The 13,458-nt window shown below is 36.6% G+C and carries 15 protein-coding genes and 1 riboswitch; of the genes, 13 read left to right on the forward strand and 2 right to left on the reverse strand.

The features are described from left to right. The first annotated feature begins 64 nt into the window (after positions 1 to 64). From PQQ29_RS05260 to PQQ29_RS05315, 12 genes are all read left to right on the forward strand, one after another. Complete coding sequence (locus PQQ29_RS05260) at positions 65 to 1,117, forward strand: M42 family metallopeptidase (protein ID WP_010990702.1); 1,053 nt, start codon at positions 65 to 67, stop codon at positions 1,115 to 1,117. Between the two features lie 12 nt (positions 1,118 to 1,129). Then, a complete protein-coding gene (locus tag PQQ29_RS05265) occupies positions 1,130 to 1,606 on the forward strand; it encodes a glutathione peroxidase (protein ID WP_003761481.1) in 477 nt (158 codons plus the stop codon). A gap of 136 nt (positions 1,607 to 1,742) precedes the next feature. Then, positions 1,743 to 2,198, forward strand: a complete 456-nt coding sequence (locus PQQ29_RS05270) for a LytTR family DNA-binding domain-containing protein (protein ID WP_033533200.1) — start codon at positions 1,743 to 1,745, stop codon at positions 2,196 to 2,198. Beyond that, complete coding sequence (locus PQQ29_RS05275; protein WP_003771228.1) at positions 2,195 to 2,623, forward strand: DUF3021 family protein; 429 nt, start codon at positions 2,195 to 2,197, stop codon at positions 2,621 to 2,623. The genes PQQ29_RS05270 and PQQ29_RS05275 overlap by 4 nt, the downstream gene beginning before the upstream one ends. Further along, positions 2,620 to 3,531 (forward strand): ABC transporter ATP-binding protein, encoded by a 912-nt coding sequence (locus PQQ29_RS05280; protein WP_010990706.1) that lies wholly within the window; start codon positions 2,620 to 2,622, stop codon positions 3,529 to 3,531. The genes PQQ29_RS05275 and PQQ29_RS05280 overlap by 4 nt, the downstream gene beginning before the upstream one ends. Continuing rightward, on the forward strand, positions 3,524 to 4,378 hold the full coding sequence (locus PQQ29_RS05285) for an ABC transporter permease (protein WP_187984072.1): 855 nt from the start codon (positions 3,524 to 3,526) through the stop codon (positions 4,376 to 4,378). The genes PQQ29_RS05280 and PQQ29_RS05285 overlap by 8 nt, the downstream gene beginning before the upstream one ends. 81 nt (positions 4,379 to 4,459) lie before the next feature. Beyond that, a complete protein-coding gene (locus PQQ29_RS05290) occupies positions 4,460 to 6,028 on the forward strand; it encodes a peptide chain release factor 3 (RefSeq protein WP_003727054.1) in 1,569 nt (522 codons plus the stop codon). 108 nt (positions 6,029 to 6,136) lie between these two features. Further along, the gene (locus tag PQQ29_RS05295; protein WP_003761496.1) at positions 6,137 to 6,562 is read left to right on the forward strand and encodes a MarR family winged helix-turn-helix transcriptional regulator; all 426 of its coding nucleotides are present in this window, start codon (positions 6,137 to 6,139) and stop codon (positions 6,560 to 6,562) included. A gap of 52 nt (positions 6,563 to 6,614) precedes the next feature. Beyond that, on the forward strand, positions 6,615 to 7,976 hold the full coding sequence (locus PQQ29_RS05300) for an MATE family efflux transporter (RefSeq protein WP_187984073.1): 1,362 nt from the start codon (positions 6,615 to 6,617) through the stop codon (positions 7,974 to 7,976). Positions 7,977 to 8,055: 79 nt separating this feature from the next. After that, positions 8,056 to 8,159: riboswitch (yybP-ykoY riboswitch) on the forward strand. Between the two features lie 97 nt (positions 8,160 to 8,256). Continuing rightward, positions 8,257 to 9,024, forward strand: a complete 768-nt coding sequence (locus PQQ29_RS05305; protein ID WP_003761503.1) for a TerC family protein — start codon at positions 8,257 to 8,259, stop codon at positions 9,022 to 9,024. A 101-nt stretch (positions 9,025 to 9,125) separates the two neighbouring features. Next, the gene (locus PQQ29_RS05310; RefSeq protein WP_003732442.1) at positions 9,126 to 9,893 is read left to right on the forward strand and encodes a TerC family protein; all 768 of its coding nucleotides are present in this window, start codon (positions 9,126 to 9,128) and stop codon (positions 9,891 to 9,893) included. A gap of 52 nt (positions 9,894 to 9,945) precedes the next feature. Further along, positions 9,946 to 11,271 carry a TrkH family potassium uptake protein gene (locus PQQ29_RS05315; RefSeq protein ID WP_072218577.1) on the forward strand — a complete coding sequence of 442 codons (1,326 nt, stop codon included), beginning with the start codon at positions 9,946 to 9,948 and terminating at the stop codon, positions 11,269 to 11,271. Positions 11,272 to 11,351: 80 nt separating this feature from the next. Here PQQ29_RS05315 and PQQ29_RS05320 read toward each other — a convergent pair whose 3' ends face one another. Beyond that, positions 11,352 to 11,720 (reverse strand): DUF4064 domain-containing protein, encoded by a 369-nt coding sequence (locus tag PQQ29_RS05320; protein WP_003761515.1) that lies wholly within the window; start codon positions 11,718 to 11,720, stop codon positions 11,352 to 11,354. Between the two features lie 29 nt (positions 11,721 to 11,749). Then, positions 11,750 to 12,781 (reverse strand): acyltransferase family protein, encoded by a 1,032-nt coding sequence (locus PQQ29_RS05325; RefSeq protein WP_160463998.1) that lies wholly within the window; start codon positions 12,779 to 12,781, stop codon positions 11,750 to 11,752. 187 nt (positions 12,782 to 12,968) lie between these two features. Here PQQ29_RS05325 and PQQ29_RS05330 point away from each other — a divergent pair, with 187 nt between their 5' ends. Further along, on the forward strand, positions 12,969 to 13,448 hold the full coding sequence (locus PQQ29_RS05330) for a methylated-DNA--[protein]-cysteine S-methyltransferase (protein WP_010990711.1): 480 nt from the start codon (positions 12,969 to 12,971) through the stop codon (positions 13,446 to 13,448). Positions 13,449 to 13,458 lie beyond the last annotated feature (10 nt).

The following is a 13,458-nucleotide window of genomic DNA, read 5'->3' on the forward strand; positions in this document are numbered from 1 at the left end:
ATGCGTTAGGTGAAGATAAGCGCTATAATATAATAGAATAAAGCGAACTAAAGGAGGAATATTTTTGAGTTACGAACCAAATACAACACAAACGATGCAAAAAATTAAAGAGTTAACTTCTATCCCTAGTCCGACAGGGAACACAGGGCAAATCATTGAAAAACTAGTGAGGGATTTAGAAGCTTCTAACATCCCATATAAATTGAACAATAAAGGCGGATTAATTGTAACTCTACCAGGAAAAGATGACTCCAAACATCGTATGCTAACGGCACATGTTGATACGTTAGGCGCGATGGTAAAAGAAATCAAAGCAGATGGAAGATTACTATTAACTTTAATTGGTGGCTATCGTTTTAATGCGATTGAAGGCGAATATTGTACGATTGAAACTAGCGAAGGCGATTTATATAGCGGAACAATTCTTATGCATCAAACCTCCGTTCACGTATATAAAGACGCTGGTACGGCTGAACGCAATGATAAAAATATGGAAGTTCGTTTAGACGTAAAAGCGCTAGATGCTGACAAAGTTCGCGCTCTTGGAATAGAAGTTGGTGATTTTGTTTCCTTTGATCCACGCGTCCAAATTATTAATGATGAGTATATTAAATCTCGCCATTTGGATGATAAAGCAAGTGTCGCGATTTTATTACAACTCATTAACCATATTCATGAAAATAAATTAGAGCTACCACATACAACTCATTTCCTTATCTCTAATAATGAAGAAATTGGTTATGGTGGTAATTCAAATATCCCAGCTGAAACAGTGGAATATTTAGCTGTCGACATGGGAGCGCTTGGTGATGGTCAAACTTCTGATGAATACACTGTTTCTATTTGTGCTAAAGATGGCAGTGGTCCTTATCATCTAGGTTTGCGCAAACATTTAGTTGAATTAGCTAAGAAGAATAATATTGATTATAAAGTAGACATTTATCCGTTTTATGCATCAGATGCGAGTGCGGCGATTAACTCTGGTAATGACATCGTTCATGGTTTAATTGGCCCGGGAATTGATGCTAGCCATGCATACGAACGAACACACCGCGATTCACTCTATCATACAGAAAAATTAGTTTATGCTTATTTATTTTCGAATATATTGAAATAGGAGGAATTCTACATGAATGTCCATGATTTTTCTGAAAAAGCAATGAATGGTAAAGAAATAGCATTAAGTGACTATAAAGGCAAAGTTTTACTCATTGTCAACACAGCGAGCAAATGTGGTTTAACACCTCAACTGGAAGGTCTTGAAAAAATGTATAAAAAACTTGGCGGAGATAACTTTGAAATCCTTGGTTTCCCGTGCAATCAGTTTTTACGTCAAGATCCTGGTAGTGACGAAGAGATTTTAGAATTTTGTCAAATGAATTACGGCGTGACTTTCCAAATGTTCTCTAAAATTAAAGTGAAAGGCAAAGACGCTGCCCCACTTTATAAATATTTAACTGAACAAACTGGAGGCAAAAAAGTTGAATGGAACTTTGCCAAATTCCTCATTGATGAAAATGGCGAAGTTGTTGAACGTTTCCCATCAAAAATGAAACCAGAAGAGTTTGAGGACAAAGTTGAAGCGCTTGTTGCAGCAGTAAAATAAATAGTAAAACTCGGTAGTGAATAATCCGCTACCGAGTTTTTTTGCATCTTAGGGAGGTTAATTTGCAAGTTACAGAAATCAACTTGTAGTTTTTAGTGTAGCGTTTATAATAAAAAGAAAAAAGGGAGGCAACCAGATGAATTTCCATGTAAAGCAAAATAATAATTTAGCGATTGGCGAAGTAGACATATATTGCCACCCAAATAATCTGGAAGAAGTAACTAAAATAGTGATGGGGCTAGAAGAGCAAACCGAGAAAATCTCTGTCAAAAAAGACGGAGTGACATATTTAATCGCTAAAAGAAAAATTTTATATTTTGAGGCTGTAGAAAGTAAAATTTTTGTGTATACAGAAAAAGACGTATATGAAACTACTTGGAAGTTATACGAGTTGGAAGAAAAATTTAAAGATAGCTCCTTTTTCAGGTGTTCGAAATCCATGATTTTAAATATCGAATGGATTGAAAAAATTGCGCCTGGCTTCCACGGGAAATTTGAAGCTAGCCTTTTTAATAGAGAAAAAGTGATTATTTCTAGGCAATATGCCAAAATCTTAAAGCAAAAATTAAACTTGGGAGGGAAGGGCAAATGAGCGCAAAATTAATTCAATTTATTCAATCAGCGTGTATTATTTTCACAGCTGCAATTATCACGATGATTTGTTCCTATATCTCAACTGGAGAATCTGAAACGATAGCTATTCGCGATATTTTTACTATGCTAGGTTTTAGTGTTATTACTACTTTTGTTCAGCAATTACTTTTCAATAATTCGATAAAAACGAAATTTGCTTTTTATGTCCGTTTACTTGTTTTTTTCTTTTTTATTAGCGCAGCAATTTTAGGTCTTGGTTGGTTGTTTGATTGGTATCATTCATTAACTGGATTTATGATTATTTTTGGCTTTATTTGCGTGACTTTTCTTGTAATGCATCTGTTTTTCAGTTTTAGAGATGCGAAATTTAGTAATGAAATTAACCAAAAACTAGCAGAAATGCGAGAAAGGGAGACAAAATGATAAAATTAACGAATGTAGTTAAAACGTTTGGAAAAGTAGAAGCAGTTAAAGGCATTAATTTAGAAGTTGAAAAAGGTTCGTTGTTTGCTTTCTTAGGTGAGAATGGGGCGGGGAAATCGACTACGCTTAGCATGATTTGCACAGAAAGCGAGCCAACATCTGGAGAAATTTTTATTGACGATGAAAAATTGACCTTTAAAAATAGGAAAAATTTCAGACAAAAGTTGGGCGTTGTTTTTCAAGAAAACGTGTTGGACGATTTACTTACCGTGCGTGAGAATCTGTATAATCGTGCCAGTTTATATGGAAAAACAAAAGCGGAAATTACCGAACGTTTAGAGCTTGTTTCTTCTATTATGGGAATTGAGGATATCTTAAATCGCCGTTTTGAAAAACTATCAGGGGGACAAAAACGCCGAGCTGAAATTGCTAGGGCTATTATGCATGATCCAGAAATTTTACTACTCGATGAACCGACTACTGGGCTGGATCCGAAAACTCGAGTGAGCGTTTGGAAGATTATTGATTATTTGCGAGAAGAATTCGGCATGACGGTGTTTTTAACGACGCATTATTTAGAAGAAGCGAAGGACGCGGATCAGCTGGCAGTTATTCATAAGGGGAATATTATCGCTCAAGGCACCCCCGCTAATATTAGAAGTCGTTTTTCAGTAGATAAAATCTTTTTTTACGATGCAAATGTGGAAGAACTTCAGGTAATTATTGAAAAGGCAAATTTACCTTATAAAGTGTCAAAAGGAACGATACGTGTTGACGTAATAGATGAAAATATCGGAATTTTGGCTATTTTGAATCAAGCAGCGGGACTTTATAGTTCTTTTGAAGTAATAAAAGGAAATCTTGATGATGCATTTATCTCGATGATTAAGGAGGATTCAAATGATTAGTCGTAATTTAAAAATCTATTTTCGTGATAGAACTGCGGTATTTATGTCGTTACTCACGATTTTAATTATTATCGGACTCTATGCCATTTTTTTAGGAAATAATATGGAAGAAATGTTTAAACAGGCTTCTGGAAAAACGATTGGAATACAGGAATTAGTGAATACGTGGGTAATTGCGGGGATTTTGTCTATTACGCCGGTCACTGTTTCTTTAGCTGTTTTCTCATTAAAAGTGCACGATGAAGAGGAGAGCATTGCTAGAAGTTTTGCAATAACTCCAGCTTCCAGATGGCGAATTGTCGCAAGCTACATCGTTAGTGGTTTAGTTGCTTCATTTGTTTTGTCAATTATCACTCTTTTTGTTGGTGAAATGTACATCTGGTTAACAGGAGGAGCGTTTTTACCGCTTGAAAGTTGGGTTAGTTTAATCGGCATTATTTTAATTAATGTTCTATGTTGTAGTAGCATTATGTTTTTTATCGCAAGCCTAGTGAAAAAAGCGAGCGCCTTTAGTTCGGTTTCGACTATTGTTGGAACTGTTATCGGTTTTATTGCTGGAATTTATTTGCCGATTGGTTCGCTTCCTGCTGCGGTTCAATCGGCGATGAAATGTTTTCCTTTCACATACGGGGCGTCTACTATTCGTGAAATCATGACAAAAGAGCCTTTACAACAAGTTTTCGCAGGTAATACTGAGGCGATGGATGCGACAAAAGAAATGATTGGTATTACTATTTATTGGGGTGATAAAACAGTAACGACAGGAGTAAGTTTGCTGATTTTAAGCGTCTTTGCAGTGCTTTTTGGCATTTTATCTGTCGTCTTAATGAAACGACAAACAAAATAATTTTTGAATAAAAAAACAGCCGAAATTCTCCTAGTTATGCTATACTAATGGAATGTGAATGAATCTAGGAGGAAAATAACAATGAGTCAAGATTTGCAAAAAGAAGTTGCTTCACGCAAAACGTTTGCGATTATTTCTCACCCGGATGCTGGGAAAACGACGATTACTGAGCAATTACTATTATTCGGTGGCGTTATCCGTTCAGCTGGGACTGTAAAGGGAAAGAAATCTGGCAAGTTTGCGACAAGTGACTGGATGGAAATTGAAAAACAACGTGGAATCTCGGTAACGAGTTCTGTGATGCAGTTTGATTATAATGGTTCAAGAATTAATATTTTGGATACACCGGGGCACTCTGACTTCAGTGAAGATACGTACCGGACCTTAATGGCGGTTGATAGTGCTGTCATGGTTATTGATGCTGCGAAAGGTATCGAAGCCCAAACGCTAAAACTGTTTAAAGTTTGTCGGATGCGCGGAATTCCAATTTTTACTTTTATTAATAAAATGGACCGTCAAGGAAAAATGCCACTAGAACTACTTGCTGAATTAGAAGAAGTTTTGGGTATTGAATCTTATCCAATGAACTGGCCAATTGGTATGGGAAAAGAATTAGCTGGACTTTATGACCGCTATCATCGCGTTATTGAGCAATATCGCTCAGAAGAAGATGAACGTTTCTTACCACTTGGGGAAGATGGAGATTTGAAGGAAGCACACGCTATTCAAAAATCACTTTATTACGATCAAGCATTGGAAGAAATTATGCTGTTAGACGAAGCGGGAAATGACTTTAGTCGGGAACGCATTATTGCGGGTGAGCAAACACCAGTATTTTTCGGAAGTGCCTTAACTAACTTTGGGGTAGAAACTTTCTTACGTACATTTGTTGATTTTGCGCCATCTCCTTCAAGCCATGAATCGAATGAAGGTGTGATTGAAGCTGATAATCCGAAGTTCTCTGGCTTTATTTTTAAAATCCAAGCGAACATGAACCCTGCTCACCGGGACCGGATTGCTTTTATTCGAATTTGTTCAGGCGAATTTGAACGCGGCATGAACGTTACATTAACGCGAACTGGGAAAAGTATGAAGCTTGCGAACTCAACGCAGTTTATGGCGGATGACCGGGAAACTGTTAATCGTGCGGTAGCTGGTGATATTATCGGTTTGTACGACACGGGTAATTACCAAATTGGCGATACGATAACGAATGGCAGTAAAAAACTCGAATTTGAAAAACTTCCTCAGTTTACACCCGAATTATTTATGCGTGTTTATGCAAAAAATGTAATGAAGCAAAAACACTTTCATAAAGGCGTAGAGCAACTTGTTCAAGAAGGTGCGATTCAATTATTTAAAACGTGGCGTACGGAAGAATACATTATTGGGGCTGTTGGTCAGTTGCAATTTGAAGTATTCGAACACAGAATGCGCGGCGAATATAATTCTGAAATCCGGATGGAGCCAATCGGTAAAAAAATCGCTCGTTGGGTGAAAGAAGAAGATGCGGATGAAAAACTATCTACCGCTAGAAGTATGCTAGTGAAAGACCGTTTTGACCAACCGCTATTCTTATTCGAAAATGAATTCGCGATTAATTGGTTTAATGATAAAAATCCAGATATTGAGTTAACTTCATTACTATAATAGCTACAACCTATTTGTACTTTCGCAAATAGGTTGTTTTTTTTGCTTGACAATTTTTTGAAACGCGCTATAATTAGTTAGAATTCTAATTAATAAGGAGGAATACTCGTGAGAAGAGAGAAGACGATGGATACATTAATTCGTTCTATTATGATTAAATCCAAGCGAAAAATGGACGCAAAAGTAGCTCAGTTTGGGCTGACAACACAACAAGCAAGAGTTCTGGGATTTTTAAATGATAATGCTGCAAATGAAATAATCCAAAAAGATCTTCAGCGAATCTTCCAAACACGTGGCGCAAGTATCACTAGCCTCATTCAAGGACTCGAGAAAAAACAATTAATTTCACGCAAACCAAGCCTTCGTGATGGCCGAGAAAAAGTCGTTACGTTAACAAAAGAAGGCAAAGATATTGTGGATGAATTTAATGCCTCTTTCCCACGAGAAGATGATAAAGCGAAGAAAATCCTTTCCGCTGACGAGTATAAAACCTTTATTGAACTACTTAGTAAAATTGACGATCAGACAGATTAAAAAAATTTAACTATATAGTTAGAGTTCTAACTAATTTTTAGGGGGAATTAAAATGAAACACTCAGATAACTATTATTTAACAAAAGCGAGCATTCCTAAAGCGATTGCTCACTTATCTATTCCAATGATGCTTGGGATGTCCGTTGGGGTCATTTATAATATTATCAATACATTCTTTATAGGGTTGTTGCATGATACGTCGATGTTAACAGCTGTGACACTCGGTTTACCAATGTTTACGATTTTAATGGCTATTGGGAATATGTTTGGTGTTGGCGGCGGGACGTACATTTCTCGTTTACTAGGGAAAGAAGACGGGATTAAGGCGAAGCAAGTATCGGCTTTTGTTTTATATGGAAGTTTGGTTTTAGGTATTATATGCGCGATTATATTAGGCTTTTTAATTAATCCAGTTACTCATTTTCTAGGAGCAGACGCGACAAGTTTTTTACACACGAAAAATTATACATTGGTGCTTCTAATTTGTAGTCCTTTTATTATTGCTAACTTTGCTTTAGAGCAAGTCGTTCGGGCGGAGGGAGCTTCTCGTATTTCTATGAATGGGATGCTTATTGGTACGCTTGTAAATTTAGTGTTTGATCCACTGCTTATTTTGTATTTTAATTTTAACGTTGTAGGTGCTGCAGTTTCAATTGGACTTGCAAGTACGGTTTCACTTATTTATTATGCCTGGTATTTGGAGAAAAAAAGTGACTATTTATCCATTCGGTTTAAATGGTTTAAAGCAACGAAAGAAATCGTTCAAAATGTTTTTAAAATTGGCGTTTCAGAACTACTTTTATCATTATTCTTGATTGTTACTACACTTGTTTTAAATCATTATTCGATGATTTACGGGGAAGGCGTTGTTGCAGGTTTTGGGGTGGCACTACGAGTAGTTCAGTTACCAGAGTTTATTTGTATGGGGCTCTATATGGGAATTATTCCACTCTTAGCATATAACTTTAGTGCGGGAAATATTGCACGGTTTGAAAAAGCGATTCGGTTTACAGCTGTTAGTATTGGCTTGATTGTGCTTGTGATTTCTAGTTTTGTATTTATCTTCCGTTTCCAAGTGATGCATTTATTTAGTGAAAATCAAAGTGTTATATCACTTGGGGTGCATATTATGGTTGCGATGCTGATTTCTTCTCTATTCAGTGGTTTTACTGGTCTCTTTACGAGTACTTTTCAAGCGATTGGGAAAGCTATTCCGGCTACGATTATGTCTGTTTCACAAGGAATTATTTTTATCCCAGTGATTATTTTGGGACAACATTATTTTGGTCTAATAGGCGTGATTTGGTCTTTAACAACAACAGAAATTCTTACTTGTTTAATCGGTGTGATTCTATTCACAATCCATAATATTAAAATAGCCAGTAGCGCAAAAACTAAAGACTTGGCTGTTTAAAAAGTTTGTGAGAAAAATTAGTTGACGAGAACTTCTAAATCATGGTATTATTCTCTAGGTAATCATATATCGTTCTTTGACAAATGTCAGAGGGGAGTAGCGCTGATTAGCTTTTAATCAGGATAAAGTCGTCATTACATGATAGAGATATCATCGGTTTTATCACATTTAACTTTAAATGTTAGCGAGACCTTTGCCTTTACGGGCAGGTCTCGCTTTTTTGTTTCTTCAAAATAGGAGATCTTTGACATTTTAATAGAACAAAGGAGGAAAAGAATTAGTGGATACAGCAATGATTTTAGAGTACGGATGGGTATTACTTGTCCTAATCGGTCTTGAGGGGATTTTAGCAGCGGATAATGCAGTAGTTATGGCTGTTATGGTAAAACATCTCCCAGATAAACAACAGAAAAAAGCGTTATTTTATGGATTGATGGGTGCCTTTGTTTTCCGTTTTGGCGCATTATTCTTAATTTCCTTTTTGGCAAACGTTTGGCAAGTTCAAGCGCTTGGTGCCGCATATTTACTATATATTGCGATTAGTCACATTTGGAAACATGCAAAAGGAAAAGACGGAGAAAAAGAGAAGAAGGAAAAAGCTGGCTCTGGTTTTTGGATGACAGTTCTAAAAGTAGAGATTGCAGATATTGCGTTTGCGATTGATTCCATGCTTGCGGCAGTAGCCCTTGCCATTACGCTTCCAGAAACAGGATGGGGACACATTGGGGGAATTGATACCGGGCAATTTGCGATTATGTTCTTAGGTGGACTTGTTGGCCTAATTATTATCCGTTTTGCAGCAACTCAATTTGTTAAATTACTAAAAAGCTATCCAAGTCTCGAAACAGCCGCATTTTTAATTGTTGGTTGGGTAGGCGTGAAGCTAGTTATTTATACATTAGCACACCCTAGTCTTGGCGTAATTCCACACAGCTTCCCTGAATCAACACTTTGGAAATTGATTTTCTGGGGCGTGATGATTCTGATTATTCTATGGGGATGGTTCGTTTCCTACCGTAGTAAGAAAAAAACAGAAACAACTAAATAATTTTAACTGACCAGAAGTGCAAATGTGTACTTCTGGTTTTACATACAACCAGATGCTGAAAACACAATTTTATGATAGAGTAGAAGGATGGTGAATGAGGAATGGATGTTTCTATTTGGGGAGAATATGCGTTAGTTTTCCTCGTTTTAGTAGTACTCGAGGGAATTCTTTCCGCAGATAATGCCGTAGTTATGGCAGTAATTGTTAAAGGTTTGCCGCACGATAAACAACGAAAAGCCTTATTTTATGGGTTAGTTGGTGCATTTGTTTTCCGCTTTGTTGCACTATTTTTAATTTCATTTTTAGTAAAAATTTGGGAAATACAAGCTATCGGCGCGGTTTATTTATTGTACTTAGCAATCAAGCATATGTGGCGCCTTAAAAAAGGTAAGCAAGAAGAAGTCAAAGAAGCATCAGAAGCCAAATCAACTTCCTTTTGGGGTGTAGTTGCTCGTGTTGAGTTGACTGACATTGCTTTTGCACTGGATTCCATGTTAGCTGCAGCAGCACTTGTTGTTACTTTACCAGATTTAGGGAATTTTGATATTGGGGGAATGAACGGTGGACAATTTATCGTGATGTTCCTTGGTGGTATTGCAGGACTTGTTGTAATTCGTTTTGCAGCCACACAAGTTGTTAAATTATTAGAGCGTTACCCTACACTTGAAACAGCAGCGTTTTTAATTGTCGGTTGGGTAGGTGTGAAAATGGCGGTCTTAACGCTAGCACATCCATCTGTTGCAATTATTCCAGAAGATTTTCCGGATTCAGCGGTTTGGAAGCTGACATTCTGGTCGGTTATGATAATTATAGGTTTGGGTGGTTATATCATTGCGAGAAAAAAAGAGAAGAAAACCAAAAGAGTTTGAATATGATCAAGAAGTAAAATTGCGCAGAAGATTAAAACTGGTGTTAGCGCGTATGACACCCGTTCAAGTAATTATCGCGTATTATTTTATTGCGGTTACGATTTCTACTATCGTCTTAAGTTTGCCGTTCACTTTACAAAAAGGGGTTAAGGTGTCGTTTATTGATACTCTATTCACAGCGGCGAGTTCTGTTAGTGTTACCGGGCTTGCGACAGTAGATGTTAGCCAGACGTATAGTACTGCTGGAATTTGGGTCTTAATGGCGATTTTCCAAATTGGTGGACTGGGTGTTATGATGATTAGCACATTCTTCTATTTGATTTTGAAGAGACGGATTGGACTGAAACAGCGCCAACTTATTATGACAGATACGAATCAATTTACGATGAGTGGAATGGTTCGGATGTTGCGCGAAATTCTTGTCTTGATTTTTGGAATTGAATTAGTGGGCGCGTTGATTTTAGGGATTTATTTTATCCCGCTGTATCCTAATTTTTGGGAAGCGATGTTCCAAGGTTTATATAACTCAGTTTCGCTTGTTACCAATGCTGGTGTGGATATTACTGGTAAATCGCTAATACCATTCGCAAATGATTATTTTGTCCAATTTATTTCGATATTACTAATTATTGCTGGTGCGATTGGGTTTCCGGTTTTACTGGAAACAAGACGATTTTTATTTGAGAAAAATACGCTAATACCGTTTCGTTTTTCGTTGTTTGTAAAGGTGACTACACTTACTTATTTTGTACTTTTGATTGTCGGCGGCTTACTCATTTGGTTGTTTGAATACAATCACTTCTTTAGTGGCAAAAGTTGGGACTTTGGTTTCTTTAACTCGATGTTCTTATCGGCGACATCCAGAAGTGCTGGACTCCAAACAATGGACAGCGGGGCGCTTTCAGTTTCTACCCTTTTACTTGTGTCGTTCTTGATGTTTATCGGAGCTTCGCCAAGTTCTGTTGGTGGTGGGATACGAACGACTACTTTTGCGATTACCATTTTATTTATTTATTCGGTTATTCGCGGTCGGAAACATGTTTATATTTTTGGGCGAGAATTGCATCAAGAAGATGTTCGCAAGTCGCTTGCCGTCACGCTTGTTGCAGGATTTCTCAGTATTTCTGCTATAGTCATACTTATGCAGACAGAAACGGCCTCGCTCATTTCAGTTATTTTTGAAGTGTTCTCGGCGTTTGGAACGTCAGGTTTATCAGTTGGTTTGACGCCTGATTTGTCCACCCCAGGTAAATTAATTATTATCGTCTTGATGTTCATTGGACGGGTTGGCATCATGTATTCGATGCTTAGTTTAAGAAATAAAAATCAACCTAAAAATGCTATTCGATTACCAAAAGAAAAAATTATTACTGGCTAAAATAAAATCCTTTCTGCAAAACGCGGAAAGGATTTTTTTGGCATTAAAAACCCCTAACCAATTTGATTAGGGGATAATAATTAATATTTTGATTTTGGAATTGGTCTTCTGAAAATTCCCATTAAACCAGTTAGTGTAATTAAGATACCTGATACAATCCAAGCAGTACCAATAACAAAGAATAAAACGATACCGATAACTACTAAGATAACACCCCAACCGCGAGGAGCTGATTTAATTAAGAGAGAAGCAATTAATGCAACTACTGAGGCAATTAAAGTAATCCACCCTAGATTTGCCAACTCATTTCCTAGTTCACCTGGTAAATAAGTAAATGTCTGTATATAATCTGTGACTGAATCTCCATAATTAATAATCCAAAAACCAACTACAATCCCAATGATGGAGCCAATTAATCCGATAATAACTTCTGGCTTTCTTGAGCCCATAATAAAACCTCCTTTTTCTATCTATACGTTTAATAACTTTCCCGCTTTGTTAATCGGCTAAACACGTTATAGAGCATTGAAGCACGAAGCTCAATCACTGGCTGAACAACTGTTTTTACCAATCGGCTGGATAATAACACCGTCAAACCAAAAGTAATTCCAAATAATAGTAAAAACGTAGACGGGCTATATTGAAAGTCAGTTTGGCCACCTTCACGAAAGAACTTAATAAAGAAGCCATGTAACAAATAAACATATAACGTATTTTTACCCCATTTAGTAAAAAATAACCTTTTTTGTGGGATAAAACTGAAAAAAGCAGCGATAGAGCAAAAACTAATCATGTAGACGAGCGCGCGAATGAAAAGACCAAGCGACTTCACTTCGACAAAGTTAGCATATGGTTTTGATCCTAAAAACCATTTATCGTTTAGATTCGGATGCATGGTAATAAAAATCAGTAATAATACAACGAAAATACCCCCAATAATAGAAGCTATATGCGTTTTAAGAAAGTAAAAATGTTCCTTTTTTAAAAAGTAGCCTACTAAGAAGAATGGGAAGAAGACAAGGGTTCTAGATAAACTTAAATAACCACCAATAATATCAAAGTATCCAGCAACCAGTCCTAATAAAAGCGCAATACTCACAGACTTCCAAGGTTTGATTTTTGAAAAAACAAGCAACATTAAATTCCAGAAAAATAAACTGAGTAAAAACCAAAGCGACCATTCTGGATCTAAAAATTTAATAGAAAGATTCTCCTTATTTAAAAGAAAATAGTAAAAAATACTGTAGATTAGTTGGAAAAAAACATATGGTAAAATTAACTTTTTCATCGTCTTTTTTAAATATCCTGGCTTACCAAAACTTTTAGCAAAAAAACCAGAGATTAGTATAAAGGCAGGCATATGGAAAGTGTAAATATAAATGTAAAGGACACGAACCCCAGCATATTCTGCAATAAATGTTTGAAGAAAATGCCCGAATACGACTAAGAAAATTAAAATAAACTTAGCATTATCGAAGTAACTTTCCCGTTTAACCTCGGTTTGCTCCATAAAAAACATTCCTTTCTATTCTAAGTTGGAAATATCTTGTTTTATTTTACCCTAGAATCTGTAACGAATATCCAACAGTTCGATAACAAAAGGTATCAAATATTAATAGGCGATGACATACGTTTGCGCATTATTAAAAGAAGTGCTATCTTTAGAGCAATATCATATTCGGAGGGAAGTATGGAAGATGTTGAAACAAACAAGCGATTCGCCGGTGGGTACGTTGTTTATCATAATAGAGGATGCGCATATTACAAAGATTTCATACGATGAGCCGACTAATTGGGAAATTTTAGCGGGAGAGAAGGGCGAGATAGCAATATATCAGCAGCTTCTAGAACAATTAGCAGGTTATTTTGAAGGAGAGCGGGAAGTATTTGATTTACCAATTTTCTTGCAAGGAACTCCTTTTCAACAGCGTGTTTGGCAAGCACTTAGTGAAATTCCATACGGGGTAGTTGTTAGTTATAAAGATATAGCAATAGCTGCTGGGAGTCCAAAAGCAGTGCAAGCAGTGGGGCAAGCTAATCGCGCTAATCCTATTCCTATACTTATTCCATGTCATAGGTGTGTGAAAAGTGATGGGGCGCTTGGTGGGTATAACGGAGCGGACATTGATAAGAAGCAATATTTACTTGCATTAGAAAAAGGCTTGCGTTTAAGTTAACGCAAGCCTT

It is taken from the genome of Listeria innocua (assembly GCF_028596125.1).
In the GTDB taxonomy this organism is placed as follows: Bacteria; Bacillota; Bacilli; order Lactobacillales; family Listeriaceae; genus Listeria; species Listeria innocua.

What these genes read in the sequence shown, in the direction of transcription:
- PQQ29_RS05285 (WP_187984072.1), top strand. Translation starts at nt 3,524, where the DNA reads ATGATTAGTCGTAATTTAAAAATCTATTTTCGTGATAGAACTGCGGTA.
- PQQ29_RS05280 (WP_010990706.1), top strand. Translation starts at nt 2,620, where the DNA reads ATGATAAAATTAACGAATGTAGTTAAAACGTTTGGAAAAGTAGAAGCA.
- PQQ29_RS05330 (WP_010990711.1), top strand. Translation starts at nt 12,969, where the DNA reads ATGTTGAAACAAACAAGCGATTCGCCGGTGGGTACGTTGTTTATCATA.
- PQQ29_RS05275 (WP_003771228.1), top strand. Translation starts at nt 2,195, where the DNA reads ATGAGCGCAAAATTAATTCAATTTATTCAATCAGCGTGTATTATTTTC.
- PQQ29_RS05315 (WP_072218577.1), top strand. Translation starts at nt 9,946, where the DNA reads ATGACACCCGTTCAAGTAATTATCGCGTATTATTTTATTGCGGTTACG.
- PQQ29_RS05310 (WP_003732442.1), top strand. Translation starts at nt 9,126, where the DNA reads ATGGATGTTTCTATTTGGGGAGAATATGCGTTAGTTTTCCTCGTTTTA.
- PQQ29_RS05270 (WP_033533200.1), top strand. Translation starts at nt 1,743, where the DNA reads ATGAATTTCCATGTAAAGCAAAATAATAATTTAGCGATTGGCGAAGTA.
- PQQ29_RS05265 (WP_003761481.1), top strand. Translation starts at nt 1,130, where the DNA reads ATGAATGTCCATGATTTTTCTGAAAAAGCAATGAATGGTAAAGAAATA.
- PQQ29_RS05325 (WP_160463998.1), bottom strand. Translation starts at nt 12,781, where the DNA reads ATGGAGCAAACCGAGGTTAAACGGGAAAGTTACTTCGATAATGCTAAG.
- PQQ29_RS05300 (WP_187984073.1), top strand. Translation starts at nt 6,615, where the DNA reads ATGAAACACTCAGATAACTATTATTTAACAAAAGCGAGCATTCCTAAA.
- PQQ29_RS05320 (WP_003761515.1), bottom strand. Translation starts at nt 11,720, where the DNA reads ATGGGCTCAAGAAAGCCAGAAGTTATTATCGGATTAATTGGCTCCATC.
- PQQ29_RS05290 (WP_003727054.1), top strand. Translation starts at nt 4,460, where the DNA reads ATGAGTCAAGATTTGCAAAAAGAAGTTGCTTCACGCAAAACGTTTGCG.